Below are 17,840 nucleotides of genomic sequence, written 5' to 3' on the forward strand. Positions count from 1 at the left end.
CCGTGCGACTGACCGGACACAAGATCGCGATCCTGCTGGAGAGCGACTTCTACGAGCCCGAGATCCTCTACTACCAGCACCGCTTCCCCGAGGAAGGCGCCGAGGTGCACTTCCTGACCCGGATGTGGGGCCAGGACGAGATCACCTTCCAGGGGCACGAGCACCGGATGCCGTTCGTCGTGCGCGAGTCCTTCGAGGACGTCGACGAGTTCGCGCTCAAGGAGTACTCCGCGGTGATCGTCCCCTCCGGGATGGTCTCCGACCGGCTGCGCTACACCGAGGACCCGGCCGAACTCCCGCCCGCCGTACGGTTCCTGCGCCGCGCCTTCCAGGACCCGGCCATCGTCAAGGGCATCATCTGCCACGGCATGTGGCTCACCGCCCCGGTGCCCCACCTGGTGCGCGGGCGCCGGGCCGTCGTCCACAACAACCTGCTGGGCGACCTGCGCAACATGGGCGGCCTGTACGTGGACGAGGACGTCGTCGTCGACGACGACCTGGTCACCGGGCGCACCGGGGCACACTGCCACCTGTTCGCCCGGACGATCATCGACCTGATCGCCGACCGGGACCGGGACCGGGCCGCCCGCTCGCGCGGCGTGCGGACCGCGGCCCTCGGAGGTGCCCGATGACCGCCGTCATGGACCCGGGCGCCCGGGTGCCCGTCGCCGACCGCATCCCGATCCGCGACGTCCGCCCCCAGGTGCGCGGCGGCGCCGTCGCCGCCAAGGGCGTCGCGGGGGAGACGCTCACCGTCAGCGCCACCGTGTTCCGCGAGGGCTCGGGCGAGATCGGCGCCAACGTCGTGCTGCGGGACTCGCGGGGGCGGCCCGGAGCCTGGACGCCGATGACCCTGGCCGACGCGGACGCCGACCGTTGGGAGGCCACCGTCGTACTCGGCGAGCCCGGCCGGTGGACGTACACCGTCGAGGCGTGGGCCGACCCCGTCGCCACCTGGCGCCGCGACGCCGCGCTGAAGCTCCCCGCCGGGGTCGACGTCGAACTGACGCTCGCCGAAGGCGCGCTGCTGTACGAGCGGGCCGCCTTCGGCATCCCGGACACCGCCCGCCGCGAGGCGGTGACCGCGGTGGCGCGGGCCCTGCGCGACGAGACGAACCCGCTCGCCTGCCGGCTCGCCGCGGCCGAGTCCCCCGAGGCCCTCGCCGCGCTGCGCCGGCACCCGCTGCGCGAACTGGTCACCGTCTCCTGGCCGCTGCCCCTGCTCGTCGAGGGGCGCCGGGCCCTGGTCGGCGCCTGGTACGAGATGTTCCCGCGCTCCGAGGGCGCCCGCACCGCCGACGGCGCGCCGCCGGTCAGCGGGACCTTCGAGACGGCGGCGCTGCGGCTGCCCGCGATCGCCGCGATGGGCTTCGACGTGGTGTACCTGCCGCCGATCCACCCCATCGGCCGCACCCACCGCAAGGGCCCGGACAACGCGCTCACCGCCGCCGAGCACGACGTCGGCTCGCCCTGGGCGATCGGCTCCGCCGAGGGCGGACACGACGCCGTCCACCCCGACCTGGGCACCCTCGACGACTTCCGCCGCTTCGTGGCCCGCGCCGGGGAGCTCGGCCTCGACGTCGCCCTGGACTTCGCCCTCCAGTGCTCGCCCGACCACCCCTGGCTGACCGAGCACCCCGAGTGGTTCACCCGGCGCGCCGACGGCTCCGTCGCCACCGCCGAGAATCCGCCCAAGAAGTACGAGGACATCCACCCCCTCGCCTTCGACCGGGACTTCGAGGGACTGGTCGCCGAGAGCGTGCGGCTGCTGCGCTTCTGGATGGACCAGGGCGTGCGGATCTTCCGCGTCGACAACCCGCACACCAAGCCGGTCGGCTTCTGGCAGCGGGTGATCGCGGAGATCAACGGACGCGACCCCGACGTGGTGTTCCTCGCCGAGGCGTTCACCCGGCGCGCCATGGTGCACGCCCTCGCCCAGGCCGGCTTCCAGCAGTCGTACACCTACTTCACCTGGAAGAACGAGAAGGAGGAGCTGACCGAGTACGCGAGCGAACTCGCGCACGAGAGCGCCGACTTCCTGCGGCCCAACCTCTTTGTGAACACCCCGGACATCCTGCACGCCTACCTCCAGGAGGGCGACCGGCCCGCCTTCGAGACCCGCGCCGTGCTGGCCGCGACGCTCGCCCCGACCTGGGGCGTGTACGCCGGCTACGAACTGTGCGAGAACGAGGTCCTGGAACCGGGCACCGAGGACTACAAGAACTCCGAGAAGTACGAGCTGCGCCCGCGCGACTGGGCCGCCGCCGAGGCCGAGGGCCGCTCCATCGCCCCGCTGCTGACCCGCCTCAACGAGCTGCGCCGCGCCCACCCCGCCCTCCAGGAGCTGCGCAACCTCCGCTTCCACAGCGTCCCGCACCCCCAGGTCATCGCCTACTCCAAGCAGGTGCGGCTGCCCGACGGCTCCCTCGACACGGTCCTCGCCGTCGTCAACCTCGACGCGCACCTGCCGGCCGAGGGCACCGTCACCTTCGACCTGGCCGCCCTCGGCCTGCCCGAGGACGGCTCGCTGAAGCTGCGCGACGTGCTGACCGGCGAGGTCCACTCCTGGCGCCCGGAGACGTACTTCCATCTGGTGCCGGGCCGTTCCCCGGCCCATCTGCTGGTGCCCGTCGAGGAGGAGCCATGACGGTCGCCTGGGTGGACGTCGGGCAGCGCCGGCCCGTCGACCCGCTGCTCGGACTGCTCGACCCCTGGCTGCGCACCCGCCGCTGGTACGCGGCGGGAGCCGGTCCCGCCGGCCCGCTCACGCCGGTCGTGGCCGACGTCGTACGCGAGCAGGCGCCCGCCCTGGTGCACGCCGTCCTGCGCACCGCCGCCGGACAGCTGTACCAGGTCCTGCTCGGGCTGCGCCCCGAACTGCCCCGGCGGCTCGCGGACGCCGCCATCGGCCGGGTGCCACAGGGGGAGTGGCACGGCTGGACGCTGTACGAGGCCACCGAGGACGCCGCGCTCATGGGCGTCCTGCTGCGCCACCTCGCGCAGGGCGGCGGCGACGGGCTGCGCATGGAGCGGACCACGCCGCTGCCGCTGCCGGTGGGCCTCGTGCCCCGGCCGCTGACCGCCGAGCAGAGCAACAGCGCCGTCGCCTACGGGGACCGGCTGCTGCTCAAGCTCTACCGACGGCCCGAACCCGGCCCGCACCTGGAGGTCGAGACGCTGCGCGCGCTCACCGACGCGCGCTGCGCCCGCACCCCGCGGCTGCACGGCACCCTGCTCAGCGGCGGCAGCGGGCTGGTCCTCGGGCTGATGGAGGACCTGCTGCCGGCCGAGGGCGACGGCTGGCAGGCCGCCGTGCGCCAGGTCGCCGACTGCGTGGACGGCACCTGCCCCGCCGTCCCGGCCACCGGCGGTTTCACCGCGCACGCCCGCGCCCTGGGCACGGCCGTCGCCGAGGTGCACACGGCGCTCGCCGACGCCTTCCCGCGGGTGCGGCTCACCGCGGAGGACATCGCGCGCCAGGCCGCCGAGATGACCGAGCGCCTGGAGACGGCCGTCCTGGAGGTGCCGGGTCTGGCCCGGCACCGCGGCGGGCTCGTCCGGCTCTACGAGGACTACGCGCGGGCGGGCGCGCGCGGCTGCGCGGTCCTCGCCCAGCGGGTCCACGGCGATCTGCACCTGGGCCAGGCACTGCCCACCCCGGGCGGCTGGCACCTGATCGACTTCGAGGGCGAACCGGCCCGCCCGGCCGCCGAACGCGCCGCGCCGCAACCGGTGCTGCGGGACGTGGCCGGGATGCTCCGCTCCTTCGACTACGCCGCCCAGGCGGGCCTGCGGACCCTGCGGGAACGCGACCTGGACGAGGCGCCCGGCGCGCGGCTGCGCCGGGCCCGCCGGGCGCGGGCGTGGGCCGTGCGCAACCGGCGCGCGTTCGTCGCGGGCTACGCGGAGACGGGCGGCACGGACCCGCACTGCCACCCGCTCCCGCTGCGGGCCTTCGAGGCGGACAAGGCCGTCTACGAGGCCGTCTACGAGTCCCGGCACCGACCCAGCTGGCTGCCGATCCCCCTGGAGGCGGTGCACCGGCTGGCCCGTACCTGACCGAAGGGCGCCGAGAAGCGCCGCAGGGCGCCGCAGTGGCCGGCCGCGCGCGACGGGGGCGCGCGGCATCCACGCCCGCCGCCACTTCGACCGCACCACCCCCGAACCGTGCCCGCCCGCGCCGGACCGTCTCCCGGCGCGGGCCGGGACCCCGCACGAGAGGACCGCTACGTTGCCCGTGACCGCCCCCCACCCGGACGCCGACCTGGACCGCATCCTCGTCGGCGCCCACCACGACCCGCACAGCTTCCTCGGCGCCCACCCCACAGCCGACGGCCACACCGTCGTGCGCGCCCTGAAGCCCCTGGCGCGCGCCGTCGTGGCCGTCCGCCCCTCGGGCGAGCGGACCCGGCTGACCCACGAGCGCGACGGGTTGTTCACCGGCACCCTCCCCGGCACGGCGGCCGGCCACCACCTCCTGGTCACGTACGACGACGGCGTCGAGCGGATCCACCACGACGGCTACCGCTTCCCGCCCACCCTCGGCGCCATCGACCTGCACCTCGTCTCCGAGGGCCGCCATGAACTGCTGTGGCGGGTCCTCGGCTCCCATGTGCGCACCCTGGACGGCGTCACCGGCACCTCCTTCGCCGTGTGGGCGCCCAACGCCCAAGGCGTGCGCGTCATCGGCGACTTCAACGGCTGGAGCGCCGAGCACCCGATGCGCTCGCTCGGCGCCAGCGGCGTGTGGGAGCTGTTCGTGCCGGACGTCGGCGCGGGCACCCGCTACAAGTACGAGATCCACACCCGCGACGGGCGCCTGCTCCAGAAGGCGGACCCGCTGGCCCGCGCCGCCGAGACGCCGCCCGCCACCGCCTCCGTCGTGCACACCTCGGCCTACGCCTGGGGCGACGCCGCCTGGATGGCGACCCGCGGCGGCGAGGACTGCCACGGCCGTCCGATGTCCGTGTACGAGGTGCACCTGCCGTCCTGGCGGCCCGGCCTCGGCTACCGGCAGCTCGCCGAGGAACTGCCCGAGTACGTGACAGAACTGGGCTTCACCCACGTCGAGTTCATGCCCGTCATGGAGTACCCCTTCGGCGGCTCCTGGGGCTACCAGGTCACCGGGTTCTTCGCGCCCACCTCCCGGCTGGGCGGACCCGACGACTTCCGGTACCTGATCGACCGCCTGCACGCGGCGGGCATCGGTGTGATCCTCGACTGGGTGCCCGCGCACTTCCCGAAGGACGACTTCGCGCTCGCCCGCTTCGACGGCGAACCGCTGTACGAACCGGCCGACCCGCGCCGCGCGCACCACCCCGACTGGGGCACCCTGGAGTTCGACCACGGGCGCCGCGAGGTGCGCAACTTCCTCGTCGCCAGCGCCGTCCACTGGTGCACGGAGTTCCATGTGGACGCGCTGCGCGTGGACGCCGTCGCCTCCATGCTCTACCTCGACTACTCCCGCCCGGACGGCGCCTGGAGCCCCAACGAGCACGGCGGCCACCAGAATCTGGACGCGGTCGCCTTCCTCCAGGAACTGACCGACACCGTGCGCCGCGCCGCGCCCGGCGCGCTGACGATCGCCGAGGAGTCCACCGCCTGGCCCGGCGTGACCCGGCCCACCTACGAGACCGGCGACGACGGCTTCGGCGGCCTCGGCTTCGACCTCAAGTGGAACCTGGGCTGGATGCACGACACGCTGGACTACCTCGCCCGCGACCCGGTCCACCGCGCCTGGCACCACGACGAGATCACCTTCTCCCTGGTGTACGCCCGCAGCGAGCACTATCTGCTGCCGCTGTCCCACGACGAGGTCGTGCACGGCAAGGGCGCCCTGGTGTCGAAGCTGCCGGGCGACTGGTGGCGGCGGCGCGCGACCCTGCGCGCCCTGTACGCCTACATGTGGGCCCACCCCGGCAAGCAACTCCTCTTCATGGGGCAGGAGTTCGCCCAGGGCGACGAGTTCGACCACGACGCGGGCCCGCAGTGGTGGGTGCTCGACGAGGGCTGGCCCTCGCACGCCGACCACCGGGGCGTGCGCACCCTGGTCGGCGACCTCAACGCCCGCTACCGCGCCACGCCCGCCCTGTGGGAGCTGGACTCCGACCCGGCCGGATTCTCCTGGATCGACGCCTCGCACGCCGAGGCCAACGTGCTGTCCTTCGTCCGCCGGGACACGGCGGGCCACCCGCTCGTCGTGGTCGCCAACTTCTCGCCCGTCGTCCGCACCGGCTACCGCGTCGGGCTGCCGGACGCGCCGGCGTGGCGCGAGGTCCTGAACACCGACGACGAGACGTACGGCGGCAGCGGGGTGCGCAACGAGCCGGTGATCCGGGCCGAGCGGACCCCCTGGCACGGGCGCACGCGCAGTGCCGCCCTCACCCTGCCGCCGCTCGCGGTGGTGTGGCTGGAGCCGGCCGGGGGAGCCGCTCACGACCTTGAGGAGGACGACCTCGATGACCACTGGACCCGATGAAACCGAGGACGACCTGTACGACCGGATCGTCACCCCGTACGACATCAAGGGCCTGTTCCGGGCCGAGGTCGACCCCGGCCTCGCCTACCGGGTCGGTGCCGCCTTCACCGAGCTGACCGGCGCGGACACCGTCGCCGTCGCGCACGACGCGCGGCAGTCCTCGCCGGTGCTCGCTGACGCGTTCGCCCAGGGCGTCCTCGACCAGGGCGCCGACGTCCTGGACGCGGGCCTGGGCTCCACCGACTGCCTGTACCACGTCTCGGGCCGCCTGGACATCCCCGGCGCCATGATCACGGCGGGCCGTGCTCCCGCCGCGTACAACGGGATCCGGCTGTGCCGGGCCGGGGCCGCCGACCTCGACGAGGGCACCGGCCTGGAACTGCTGCGCCGCCGGCTGCGCGAGCCGCGCCCGCCGCTGACCGACCGCCCCGGCTCGGTGCTGCCCGGCCGCGCCGTGGACGACTACGCCGCGCATCTGCGCTCGCTCGTGGACCTCTCGGACATCCGCCCGCTGAAGGTCGTCGTCGACGCCGGGAACGGGATGGCGGGGCTGACGGCGCCCCTGGTCCTCGGCCATCCCTCGGTCGAACTGGTGCCGCTGCGCTTCGAGCTGGACGGGACCTTCCCCTTCGGTGCGCCGGACCTGGCGGACGTGAGCGCGCTGCGGGACGCGGTACGGGAGTCGGGCGCCGACGTGGGTCTCGCCTTCGACGGGGACGGCGACCGGATGCTCGCCGTCGACGAACGCGGCGCCGTGGTGCCGCCCGCCGCGGTGATCGCGCTGGTGGCCGGGCGCGAGCTGGCCCGCCGGCCGGGCGCCGCCGTGGTCCACGACCTGGTCACCGCCACCTCCGCCATCGATGCCATCAAGGAGGCGGGCGGCATCCCGGTGCGCTCGCGCACCGGCCCGGCGGCCATCAAGGCGCTGATGGCCGAGCAGGACGCGGCGTTCGGCGGTGCGCACTGCGGCCACTACTACTTCCGTGACTTCTGGTACGCCGACACGGGCATGCTGGCCGCGCTGCACCTGCTGGCCGAACTCGGCGACACGGCCTGCGAGCTGTCCGAGCTGGCGGCCCGGCACGACCGGTACGCCTCCTCGGGGCCGGTCGAAGTCCGGGTGCCCGATCCGCTGGCCGCCCTGCAGCGTGTGGTGCGGCACTTCGCCGCGCAGGGCACGGCGCTCGACCACCTCGACGGGGTGACCGGCGAACTGCCCGACGGCTCGTGGTTCAACGTGCGCGCCCCGGGGACCGGCCCCGTCGTCCGGGTGAACGTGGAGGCGGGGACGGTCGCGGCGATGGGGCGGCTGCGGGACCGGGTGGTGGACGTGGTGGTCAGCGCCGGTCGATGAGCGCGGCCTCCGGGGCGCGGGTGCGGGCCAGTCCCGCGGCGGTGAGCGCCATGTCGTAGGCTTTCAGGGCCTCGTCCTGCGCACCGCCCTGGCGCCACAGGTCCCCGATGTGGCGCCAGGTCTGCGCGGCGTCGTGCGAGGCGGGCTGCTGCCGCAGCTGGCGGGCGGCCGAGTGGAGGTGCTGCACGGCCTCGTCGGGGGAGTTGCGCAGCAGGTGGATCTCGGCGAGGTACGTCCGGGCCAGCGCGGACAGCACCCGGGAGTCGGCGCCGAGCAGCCCGAGCGCGCGCTCGGCGTGGGCGGCGGCCGCGTCCCAGTGGCCGAGCTGCTTCTCCGCGTTGGCCAGGTTCAGCTCGCAGCGGGACAGCTCGCTGGCGCTGCCGACCTCGGCCAGCGCCTCCTGCGCCGACTCCAGCAGTTCCAGGGCGCGTTCGGGATGGGGTGGGTCCAACTGGAGCAGCATGGAGCCGTAGTTCATCCGGAGCATGGCCGCGTGGCGCGCGTTGTCGCCCTCGGCCATCATCGCGAGCGCCCGTTCGGTCAGCGCGATGGCCTCGCTCAGCCGGCCCTGGGAGCCGGCCACCAGGCCCGCGTTCCAGTAGACGGCGCCCCGGGCCCCGTGGGAGCCCTGGGTCTCGGCGGCGGGCAGCAGCCGCTCGCCGAGGAGCTGGGCCCGGGTCAGGTCGCCCCGGGTGTGGTACGAGCCCATGAGGGTGACGCCGAGCTGGATGTGGTCCATCGTGGTCTCCAGGCCGAGCCCGTCGAGCTGGGCCACGGCCCGTTCCCCGATGTCGATGCTGAGCGCGATGTCCCCGGCGTCGCGGTAGCAGCGGCACAGGGCGACCGCGATACGGCACCACTCGTCGGAGCCGACGGCGATGGCGGGGTCGCGGTGTAGGTCGTCCAGGACGGAGATGGCGGCCTCCAGCCGGCCCGTCTTCTCCAGTGCGGCGGCCTGGCCGATGAGGGCGCGCCGGATCATGGAGCCGTCCAGCACGGAGCGGTTGGAGAGCAGTTCACCGAAGGACTGGAGGGCCTCACCGTTGTCTCCGTTGCGCAGCGCCATCTCGGCGAAGGCGAGCTTCAGCCGGTACTCCTCGGCGCGGTGGTCGTCGATACCGGTCAGCAGGTACTCGGGGGAGGTGCCGAGCTTCTCCGCGATGGTGGCCAGCACCGGAGAGGACGGCACCCGCTTGCCCGACTCGATCAGCGAGATGTAGCTCGTGGAGGCTTCCGCCGAGGCCAGATCCTGCTGCTTGAGCCCGCGCCGTGTCCGAAGGGTCCTTATGCGGCCCCCAAGGCCCTCTGCCCGTTCCGCCTTGGTGTGATCCATGGGGACTCCTTCCGGAGTTCATGACTATGTGTGTGACAACGCAAAGTTACCAGCGTGACTCTGCGAAGCCCAGTGCTCTTTGAGAAGTCCTCCGCTTCTTAGGCAAGTCCGGAGATGGCCGGTAAAGGCCAGCGGGCTTTGCCGTCTTATTACTTGACTAAAAAAGTGACCCAGACTTGACTCAGGGTGTCAACTCGACTGAGAGCGTGACGATTGGGGGGCTACGAGATGCGGAAGAGTCTTTTGTCACTCCTCCTTGTCCTGTGCGTGGGGGGAGTCGCGGCCGTCGGCTGCTTCGCCGAGGCGGCCGGACCCGGACGGTCGGTACCGATCAGCAAGGAGGCGACCATTGAGGGCACCTGCTGCTGACCGCCCGGTCCCTCTCCGGGTGGACCTGCTCACCCGCGAATACCCGCCCGCCGTCTACGGCGGCGCGGGGGTCCATGTGGCCGAGCTGTCCCGCAGCCTGCGGCGGCTCACGGACGTACGAGTGCGCTGCCTGGGGGAGCCCCGGCAGGAGAACGACGTCACGGCCTACGCGACCGACACCCGGCTCGCCGCCGCCGACGCGGCCCTCGGGTTCCTCGGCGCGGACCTGGCCATGGCGCGGGACTGTGCCGGTGCGGGAGTCGTGCACAGTCACACCTGGTACGCCAACATGGCGGGTCACCTCGCCCGGACCCTGCACGGGCCGGCCCATGTCATGACGATGCACAGCCTGGAACCGCTGCGGCCCTGGAAGGCCGAGCAACTGGGGGGCGGATACGCGCTGTCGAGCTGGATGGAGCGCACGGCCGTCACCGCCGCCGACCGCGTCGTCGCCGTCTCGGCGGCGATGCGCGAGGACATCCTGCGGGTCTACCCGGAGGTCTCGCCGGACCGGGTGCGGGTCATCCACAACGGCATCGACGCGGACGCGTACCGCGCCGACCCCCGCACCGACGCGCTGCACCGCCACGGCATCGACCCCGAGCGGCCCTATGCGCTGTTCGTCGGCCGTGTCACCCGGCAGAAGGGGCTGCCGCACCTGCTGCGCGCCGCGTTCGGCCTGCCGCCCGAGGCGCAGCTCGTGCTGTGCTGCGGGCAGCCGGACACCCCGCGTATCGCCGCCGAGGTGGCGGCCCTCGTCGAGGAACTGCGCACCGTGCGCGACGGGGTGTTCCGCGTCGACGGGATGCTGGACCCCACGTCCGTACGCCAACTGCTCACCCACGCGCGTGTGTTCGTGTGCCCCTCGGTGTACGAGCCGATGGGCATCGTGAACCTGGAGGCGATGGCCTGCGGCACGGCGGTCGTGGCGTCGGCCGTCGGGGGCATCCCCGAGGTCGTCGCCGACGCGGAGACCGGCACGCTGGTCCCCTTCGAGGCCCGGCCCGACGCCACCGGCGAACCGGCCGACCCGGAGAAGTTCGCCGGGCGGCTCGGCCTCGCGATCGGCGAGCTGATCGCCGACCCGGCGCGCGCCGAGCGGTTCGGCGCCGCCGGCCGGCGGCGGGCCGTGGAGCACTTCTCGTGGCACCGGGCCGCCGAACGCACCATGGAGGTCTACGCGGAGGCCGTGGCGGCGCGCTGAGCGCCCGCACGGCTCACTGCGCCGGGGGGCGCCCCTTCGAGGCCGTACGGCCGTGGAGGGGCGCTCCCTCGTCCGGGTGGGGGAAGTGGCAGGCCGCGCCGTCCTCCGCGGGCGCCGGCAGATCGCGCTCGCACAGCAGGCGGTGCTCCGGCGGGAGCCGGCGGTGGACGGGGCAGCGGGCTCGGAAGGCGCAGCCGGCCGACACATCGCCGTCCACCACCGGCAGCTCCGGCAGCCCCGGCGGCTCCGGCGGCTCCGGTCCCTCGGTCCGGCCGTGCCCCGCGCGCGGCACGGACGCGGGCACGGCCGACAGCAGCGCGCGGGTGTACGGGTGCCGGGGCCGGTCGAACACCGCGCCGACGGTCCCGGACTCCACCGTGCGCCCGCCGTACATCACCACCACCCGGTCCGCGAGCTGCCGTACGACCGCGAGGTCGTGCGAGACCAGCAGACAGGCCGGACTCCCCGGCGCCGACGTCACCCGGCGCAGCAGGGCGATGATCCCGGCCTGCACCGACACGTCCAGCGCCGACACCGGCTCGTCCAGCAGCAGCAGTTCGGGACGGACCGCGAGCGCGCGGGCCAGGGCGACCCGCTGGAGCTGTCCGCCGGAGAGCTGGTGCGGACGGCGTCCGGCGGTCGCCGGGTCCAGCTCCACCTGGGCCAGCAGCTCACGGGTGCGGGCGGCCACCCGCTCCGCCGGGGTGCGCAGCGCCTCCATCGGCTCGGCGACGATCCGCGCGACCGTCATCCGCGGGTCCAGGCTCGCCGCGCAGTCCTGGAGCACGAGCTGCACCCGGCCGCGCAGCCCCCGCGCCGCCGCCCGGGTCAGCGCCGCCGTGTCCTGGCCAAGGACCTCGACGCGGCCCGAGTCGGGTGCGGTGAGCGCGATGATCCGGTCCAGCGTCGTCGACTTGCCCGCGCCGGACTCGCCGACCAGCGCGACGGTCTCGCTGCGCCGGACCTCCAGATCGACGTGGTGGACCGCGCGGTGGGAGCGGTGGTCGGCGCGCAGGGCCGTGACCCGCAGGGCCGGGACGGTGGAGCGGGGCCGGGGCGCGGGCGGGGGCGAGGCGGGATAGAGGTCGGCCGCGCCGCGGGAGGCCGTGACACGCGGGCGCAGACAGGCCACCAGATGCGTGGCCGAACCACGTTGTTCCACCAGCGGTTCCAGCGCGGGCGCGGTGCGCGCGCACTCGGGCCCGGCCACCGGGCAGCGCGGCGCGAACGCGCAGCCCGCGACGGCTTCCCCCGGCGCCGGGGGCGTCCCCGGTATCTGGGTCAGCGCGTGGGCCGCGTCCAGCCGCGGGGCCGCGGCGAGCAGCCCCACGGTGTACGGCATCCGGGGCGCGGCGAACAGCTCGCGCGTGGGCGCCGTCTCCACCACCCGCCCCGCGTACATCACCGCCACCCGGTCGGCGGCGCCCGCCACCACCCCGAGGTCATGGCTGACCAGCAGCAGCGCCGCACCGGTCGCCGCCCGCGCGTCCTGGAGCGCGGTCAGGATCTCCGCCTGCACACTGACGTCCAGGGAACTGGTCGGTTCGTCGGCGACGATGACGTCCGGCCGGCCCGCGACCGCCATCGCGATCATGGCGCGCTGGCGCAGCCCGCCGGAGAGTTCGTGCGGATAGGCGCGCGCCACCCGCTCCGGCTCGGGCACGCGCAGCCCGGTGAGCAGTTCCACGGCCCGCCGCCGTGCCGAGCGCCGGGTGGGGCGCGGCCGTTCGTGGATGCGCAGCACCTCGCCGATCTGGTCGCCGATCCGGTGCACCGGGGTGAACGCGGCCAGCGGGTCCTGGAACACCATGGCGATCCGCCGGCCGCGCAGCCGCGCCAGGTCGCGCACCGGGAGGCCGACCAGTTCGGTGCCGAGCAGCCGCACCGAACCGCGCACCGCCGCCTCGCGCGGCAGCAGCCCGAGCGCCGCGAGCGCGGTGAGGGTCTTGCCCGCGCCGGACTCGCCGACGAGGCCGAGCACCTCGCCGCGGTCCAGGGTCAGGTCGACACCGCGCAGGGCGGCGCGGCCCGGCCCGAACTCCACGTGCAGTCCGCTCAGTTCGAGCACCGTACTCATGCCGGGACCTCGGTGCGCGCGGTCCTCGGGTCGAGCGCGTCGCGCAGCCCCTCGCCGACCAGGTTCACCGCCAGGACGAAGCAGAGCAGCATGCCGGTGGGGAAGAAGAACATCCACGGATAGGTGAGCGCGACCTCCGTGCTGTCGGCGATCAGCGTGCCCAGGGACACGTCGGGCGGCTGGACGCCGAAGCCGAAGTACGACAGGCCCGCCTCACTGATCACCGCCCCGGCCGTGGCGATCGTCGCGTGGGTGATCAGGAACGAGGTCATGTGCGGCAGGATGTGCCGGCGGACGATGCGCAGGGGGCGGACGCCCATGTGCCGGGCCGCCGTCACATAGGGCCGCTCGCGCAAGGAGAGCGCCGTCGCGCGGACCGCCCGCGCCGTGAGCATCCAGCCGAGCGCGGCCAGCGCCCCCGCGTAGGCCACCCAGCCCGCCCCGCGCAGCGCGGGCGCCACCACGACCAGCACGAGAAAGCCCGGGACCACCAGGAACAGGTCCACCAGGAAGGTGACGGCCCGGTCGGTCCAGCCGCCGAAGTACCCGGCGCAGGTGCCGGCCACCGCCGCGAAGGCCGTGCCCGCCAGCGCGACGAACAGGCCGATCAGCAGCGACTTCTGGAGCCCGCGCGCGGTCTGCGCGAACACGTCCTGGCCGATCCGATTGGTGCCGAACCAGTGCCGGGCGCCCGGCGGCGCGCTGAGCGCCCCGTAGTCGATGTCGGTGGGCGAGGACGGGGACACGTACGGCCCGGCCGCCGCGTACACGCACAGCAGCGCGATCAGTACGAGACCCAGCAGCGCGCCCGGCCCGTGCCGCGACGGGAGGATTCTCACCGGCGCACCCGCGGGTCGAGCACCAGCAGCAGCGCGTCGGCGAGCAGCCCGGCGAGCAGCACCGTCACGGCCGAGAACAGGCAGACCGCGACGACCGAGTTGACGTCGCCCTCCTGCGCCGCCGCCAGGAACCAGCTGCCCACGCCCGGCCAGCAGAAGATCTGCTCCGCGAAGACCGAACCGGTGAACAGGGCCAGGAAGCCGAACGAGAAGAACGTCGTCATCGGGACCAGCGACACCCGCAGCCCGTGGCGCAGCAGCGCGCGGCCGGGCGTGAGGCCCTTGGCCTGCGCGGTGCGCAGATGGTCGGCGGCGAGCACGTCCAGGGTCGCCGCCCGCTGGTAGCGGCTGTAGGAGGCGATGGCGCCGAGCGCCACCGTGGCGGCCGGCAGCACCAGATGGGACGCCCGGTCGGCCAGCCCCGACGGCCAGGCGCCCCGGCGGCCGGGCGTCGTCTCGCCGGTGTAACGGATCACCGTGTGCCCGACGCTGTTGTTGAAGGAGAGCGCGCCGTCCTTGAGGAGCAGTGCCAGCACGAACGTGGGGACGGACAGGACGAGGAAGGAGAAGACCGTCAGCACCCGGTCGGACAGGCGGCCCCTGCGGACCGCGGCCCACACACCCGCGAGCACCCCGAGCCCGGTCCCCACCACCGTCCCGGCCAGCAGCAGCCGCACCGAGACACCGACGCGCCGCCCGAACTCCGCGTTCACCGGCTCCCCGTCGATGGTCCGCCCCAGATCGCCGTGGAGCGCCCGCCAGGACCAGTGCCCGAACCGGAGCAGGACCGGAGTGCCGTCGTCCAGGCCGAGCGAGGCGAGCTGGTGGTCGACCGCCGAGGCGGGCGGGCGGGGGGTGCGGTTCTCGAAGTGGGCGCGCGGACTGAGCGCGGCCGAGGCCACCACGTACGACACGAGAACCGAGACGAGGAGGAGGGCCGCGCTGTGGGTGATGCGCCAGAGCGCACGGCCGGCCATGAGTCTCCTCGGTGGGGGCGGGCGGCGGTCACAGTTCATGAGCGCGATACACGTCGATGGTAGATTCAACGCGCTCTATTCGTAGGTCAGTTCGCATCTTTTGGTGATCTTTTGCCTTGTCCAGGGGGGACATGTGAGCCGATTACGCAGCATCGGAGCCGTTCTCGGACTGCTCGTGACGACCGTGCTCGCGGGATGCAGCGGATCCGGCGGCCCACCCGACGGACAGCGCTCCGCGGCGGCGGCCTACGGCTCCCAGAGCATCGGCGCCGCACCCGTGACCGGACTGCGTGACGGCGGAACGCTCACCCTCGGCATCTCCGCCTGGCCCACCCAGCTCAACTACCACCAGGTCGACGGCGCCACCGACGGCGTCTCACAGCTCGCCCAGCTCGTGGAGCCCGGCCTCTTCCGGCGCGACGCCAGGGGAGTACCGCACCCCGACACCGACTACCTCCTGTCGGCGAAGATCACCGACACCTCGCCGCAGACCGTGCTCTACCGGCTCAACCCCAAGGCCCGCTGGTCCGACGGCCGGCCCGTGGGAGCGGCGGACTTCGCCGCCCAGTGGCGGGCCATCGGCCGCGGCGACAGCCGCTACCACATCGCCGACCCGACCGGCTACGACCAGATCGCCTCGGTGGGCGCGGGCGCGGGCGGCGACGGCGCGCACGAGGTGAAGGTCGTCTTCCGCACCCCCTACACCGACTGGCAGCGGCTGTTCACCCCGCTGTACCCGGCCTCCGCCATCGGCACCCCCGACCGGTTCAACCAGGGCTGGATCGACCGGATCCCGGTCAGCGCCGGACCGTTCAAGGTCGCCTCGCTCGACGACACCACCGAGACCGCCACCGTCGTGCGCGACCCCGCGTGGTGGGGCACCCGGCCCCGGCTCGACAGGATCGTGCTGCGCACCCTGCTGCCCGGCGCCGCCCTCCAGGCATACCGCAACGGCGAGATCGACGCCGTCAACGCCGGCACCGCCGAGGACTACGCGCAGCTGAAGGACGCCGGGGACAGCGAGATCCGCATCGGCTCCTCCTGGGACGAGGTGCATGTGGCGCTCAACGGCGCCGCCGGGCCGCTGACCGACATCGACGTCCGGCACGCCGTCCAGCGGGCCGTCGACCGGCAGGCGCTCGCGGACGTCGCCGCCAAGGGACTTCCGGTGGGCGTCCCGCTGCTCGGCAACCACATCTTCATGGTCAACCAGCCCGGCTACGCCGACCACTCCGCCACCTGGGGCACCCACGACCTCGCCGAGGCCCGCCGCCTCCTGGACCGGGCCGGCTGGAAGCAGCACGGGCCGGGCGAGCCGCGCACCAAGGACGGCAGGACGCTGCGGCTCCGGTTCGTCGTCAGCACGGCCACCACCCGCCTCGGCCTCGACCTCTCGCAGCTCGTCCAGTCGATGCTCGGCCAGGCCGGGATCAAGGTGGACATCGTCAAGGTGCCCGCGAACGACTACACCGCGAAGTACCTGAACCACGGCAACTTCGACCTGGCCATGTTCCGCTTCGTCGGCCTCACCTACCCGAGCGGCGTCCTGTCGATCTACGAACAGCCGCACGACGGCGCCTCGTTGCTCAACTACGGCAGGGTCGGAGACGCCACCGTCGACACGCTGCTGCGCCAGGCCGCCGGCACCCTCGACACACGGCGCGCCACCGAGCTGTACAACCGGGCGGACGCCGAGATCTGGCGCCTCGGCCATGACATCGAGCTGTACCAGCGCCCGCAGCTGATGGCGGTCCGCGCGGGCCTGGCCAACTACGGGATCCCCGGACTCGGCGACCTCGACTGGACCAAGGTCGGCTGGGCCAGGAGCAGCTCCAAGGCCGGCGCGGCGGCCACGCCCCCGGCGCCGCGAGCGACGCCGTAGCTCCGCGCACGCCTGTCCGGTGGCGGTCGGACCGCCACCGGACAGGGTCTGTGTGCCGCGCGGAGCAGCGCTCGCGGACCGCTCGGGCCGCTCAGACCACGGCGCCGCTGAGCACCCGCGCGGGCCGCGGCGCCGCCGCCCGCAGCGACGCGTAGCCGAGCGCGGCCGACGCCAGCGTCACATGGTGGTGCCAGCCGCGGAACGAACGGCCCTCGAAGTCACCGAGCCCGAAGTCCTCGTGCAGCCGCCGCAGGCCCGTACCGGCCAGGGAGCGCAGCTGCGCCAGCGGCAGCGCCTCCGCCAGCCGCCGGGCCGGCAGGTTCGTCAGCCAGTACGCGCGCGGCTCGGGCCGCCCGAACGGCCAGTCCGTGACCAGATGGCGCGGTCCCGGCCGGTGCGCGGGAGCGGTCCTGCCGGTGGCCGGCCGCCCGCACAGCAGCGCGGGCGTGGACAGGAACTGCGTGCGGTACCGGCGCTCGCTCGTACGGTCCTGCCAGCTCACCGGGGTGCGCTCGGTGCGCCGGGCCACGTGCGCGGCCAGGTCGGCGAGCGTGCCGCGCACCGCGGGCAGCGCCGAGTGCGGGCGCGGCATGGTGACGGCGGTGCGCGGGGAGACCTGGACGAGATAGCCGAGGCCGCGCGCCTCCAGACCGCTCAGCAACGGATCGGTCTCGGACTCGTGGCGCCAGTCAGCGAGCACCGGCCGCGGGTCCAGCAGCCACTCCTCGGTCATCTCGTCGACGGCCTCCAGCACATAGCGCCAGCGCGGCCTGGACTGCTCGTGCGCGGGCAGGTGCGCGGCCCGGCGTAACTGCTCGTCCCGGTCCCAGCGGGGCGGGAGCAGCAGCCGCCAGTTCACCGGCAGGCCGCCGCCGGCGCCGACCAGCGAGACGGCGCAGGCGAGCTGGCAGTTGACGGTGCGCTCCTGGGACGGGGCGTACTGCCGGGCCACGCCCACCGAGCGGTCGCCGTTCTTGACGAAGACGACCTCGTCCACCGACCAGGCGTCCACGGCGAACGCGTTGGCCAGGCGCAGCGCCGTCCGGCGCCGCACCGGGGCGCACTCCCACGGGCTCTGGTGCACGAACTGCTGGAGCTGCTGCACGGCGGGCCGCCCGAGCACGTGCTCGGAGATCCGGGTGGGGGTCTTGCGGCCCGGCACGGACAGCAGGCCGCGCAGATAGACCTCGCCCCAGCGCCGCTGGTCGGAGCGGGCCAGTTCACGGAAGAGATCGCCGCAGTACGCCTGGAAGGACAGGGCGGCGGGCGAATCGAGGGGAGTCGGAGAGGACACAGTGCTCCCGGGGTGGTGCGGAACAGGTCGGAT

The 17,840-nt window shown here is 74.0% G+C and carries 12 protein-coding genes; 7 read left to right on the plus strand and 5 right to left on the minus strand.

Going from position 1 to position 17,840, the window contains the following annotated elements:
* The first annotated feature begins 2 nt into the window (after positions 1-2).
* The 5 genes from R4Z62_RS30735 to R4Z62_RS30755 all read left to right on the plus strand — a co-directional run bounded on the left by R4Z62_RS30735 (position 3) and on the right by R4Z62_RS30755 (position 7,832).
* Positions 3-632: a DJ-1/PfpI family protein gene (locus R4Z62_RS30735; RefSeq protein WP_064536644.1), complete on the plus strand. Its 630-nt coding sequence runs from the start codon at positions 3-5 to the stop codon at positions 630-632.
* The gene (locus R4Z62_RS30740) at positions 629-2,647 is read left to right on the plus strand and encodes a maltotransferase domain-containing protein (RefSeq protein ID WP_491521503.1); all 2,019 of its coding nucleotides are present in this window, start codon (positions 629-631) and stop codon (positions 2,645-2,647) included. Before R4Z62_RS30735 ends, R4Z62_RS30740 begins: the two co-directional genes overlap by 4 nt.
* Positions 2,644-4,059 (plus strand): maltokinase N-terminal cap-like domain-containing protein, encoded by a 1,416-nt coding sequence (locus R4Z62_RS30745; protein ID WP_491521504.1) that lies wholly within the window; start codon positions 2,644-2,646, stop codon positions 4,057-4,059. Before R4Z62_RS30740 ends, R4Z62_RS30745 begins: the two co-directional genes overlap by 4 nt.
* Positions 4,060-4,237: 178 nt before the next feature.
* Positions 4,238-6,478: a 1,4-alpha-glucan branching protein GlgB gene (gene glgB, locus R4Z62_RS30750; protein WP_491521505.1), complete on the plus strand. Its 2,241-nt coding sequence runs from the start codon at positions 4,238-4,240 to the stop codon at positions 6,476-6,478.
* Entirely contained in the window at positions 6,459-7,832 is a 1,374-nt protein-coding gene (locus R4Z62_RS30755; RefSeq protein ID WP_491521506.1) for a phosphohexomutase domain-containing protein, read from the plus strand. The genes glgB and R4Z62_RS30755 overlap by 20 nt, the downstream gene beginning before the upstream one ends.
* Here R4Z62_RS30755 and R4Z62_RS30760 read toward each other — a convergent pair.
* The gene (locus R4Z62_RS30760) at positions 7,816-9,165 is read right to left on the minus strand and encodes a helix-turn-helix domain-containing protein (protein WP_064536653.1); all 1,350 of its coding nucleotides are present in this window, start codon (positions 9,163-9,165) and stop codon (positions 7,816-7,818) included. The two genes, R4Z62_RS30755 and R4Z62_RS30760, sit on opposite strands and share 17 nt — an antisense overlap.
* A gap of 388 nt (positions 9,166-9,553) precedes the next feature.
* On the opposite strand from R4Z62_RS30760, the gene glgA reads away from it, so the two are divergent.
* Positions 9,554-10,738 (plus strand): glycogen synthase, encoded by a 1,185-nt coding sequence (gene glgA / locus R4Z62_RS30765; RefSeq protein ID WP_491521507.1) that lies wholly within the window; start codon positions 9,554-9,556, stop codon positions 10,736-10,738.
* 13 nt (positions 10,739-10,751) lie between these two features.
* On the opposite strand, the gene R4Z62_RS30770 is transcribed toward glgA, so the two are convergent.
* Genes R4Z62_RS30770 through R4Z62_RS30780 form a run of 3 tightly spaced genes read right to left on the minus strand, consistent with a single transcriptional unit; the run spans position 10,752 to position 14,631 of the window.
* A complete protein-coding gene (locus R4Z62_RS30770; protein WP_491521508.1) occupies positions 10,752-12,815 on the minus strand; it encodes a dipeptide ABC transporter ATP-binding protein in 2,064 nt (687 codons plus the stop codon).
* Positions 12,812-13,654 carry an ABC transporter permease gene (locus R4Z62_RS30775; protein ID WP_491521509.1) on the minus strand — a complete coding sequence of 281 codons (843 nt, stop codon included), beginning with the start codon at positions 13,652-13,654 and terminating at the stop codon, positions 12,812-12,814. Before R4Z62_RS30775 ends, R4Z62_RS30770 begins: the two co-directional genes overlap by 4 nt.
* Positions 13,651-14,631, minus strand: a complete 981-nt coding sequence (locus tag R4Z62_RS30780; protein WP_491521510.1) for an ABC transporter permease — start codon at positions 14,629-14,631, stop codon at positions 13,651-13,653. The genes R4Z62_RS30775 and R4Z62_RS30780 overlap by 4 nt, the downstream gene beginning before the upstream one ends.
* 175 nt (positions 14,632-14,806) lie before the next feature.
* Between R4Z62_RS30780 and R4Z62_RS30785 the strand changes: the two genes are divergently transcribed.
* On the plus strand, positions 14,807-16,513 hold the full coding sequence (locus tag R4Z62_RS30785; RefSeq protein WP_491521511.1) for an ABC transporter family substrate-binding protein: 1,707 nt from the start codon (positions 14,807-14,809) through the stop codon (positions 16,511-16,513).
* A 91-nt stretch (positions 16,514-16,604) separates the two neighbouring features.
* On the opposite strand, the gene R4Z62_RS30790 is transcribed toward R4Z62_RS30785, so the two are convergent.
* Complete coding sequence (locus R4Z62_RS30790; RefSeq protein ID WP_491521512.1) at positions 16,605-17,807, minus strand: IS701 family transposase; 1,203 nt, start codon at positions 17,805-17,807, stop codon at positions 16,605-16,607.
* Between the last annotated feature and the right edge of the window lie 33 nt (positions 17,808-17,840).

The sequence above is a fragment of the Streptomyces sp. PL-25 genome (assembly GCF_058344915.1).

What these genes read in the sequence shown, in the direction of transcription:
- R4Z62_RS30760 (WP_064536653.1), bottom strand. Translation starts at nt 9,165, where the DNA reads ATGGATCACACCAAGGCGGAACGGGCAGAGGGCCTTGGGGGCCGCATA.
- R4Z62_RS30780 (WP_491521510.1), bottom strand. Translation starts at nt 14,631, where the DNA reads ATGGCCGGCCGTGCGCTCTGGCGCATCACCCACAGCGCGGCCCTCCTC.
- R4Z62_RS30745 (WP_491521504.1), top strand. Translation starts at nt 2,644, where the DNA reads ATGACGGTCGCCTGGGTGGACGTCGGGCAGCGCCGGCCCGTCGACCCG.
- R4Z62_RS30755 (WP_491521506.1), top strand. Translation starts at nt 6,459, where the DNA reads ATGACCACTGGACCCGATGAAACCGAGGACGACCTGTACGACCGGATC.
- R4Z62_RS30740 (WP_491521503.1), top strand. Translation starts at nt 629, where the DNA reads ATGACCGCCGTCATGGACCCGGGCGCCCGGGTGCCCGTCGCCGACCGC.
- R4Z62_RS30770 (WP_491521508.1), bottom strand. Translation starts at nt 12,815, where the DNA reads ATGAGTACGGTGCTCGAACTGAGCGGACTGCACGTGGAGTTCGGGCCG.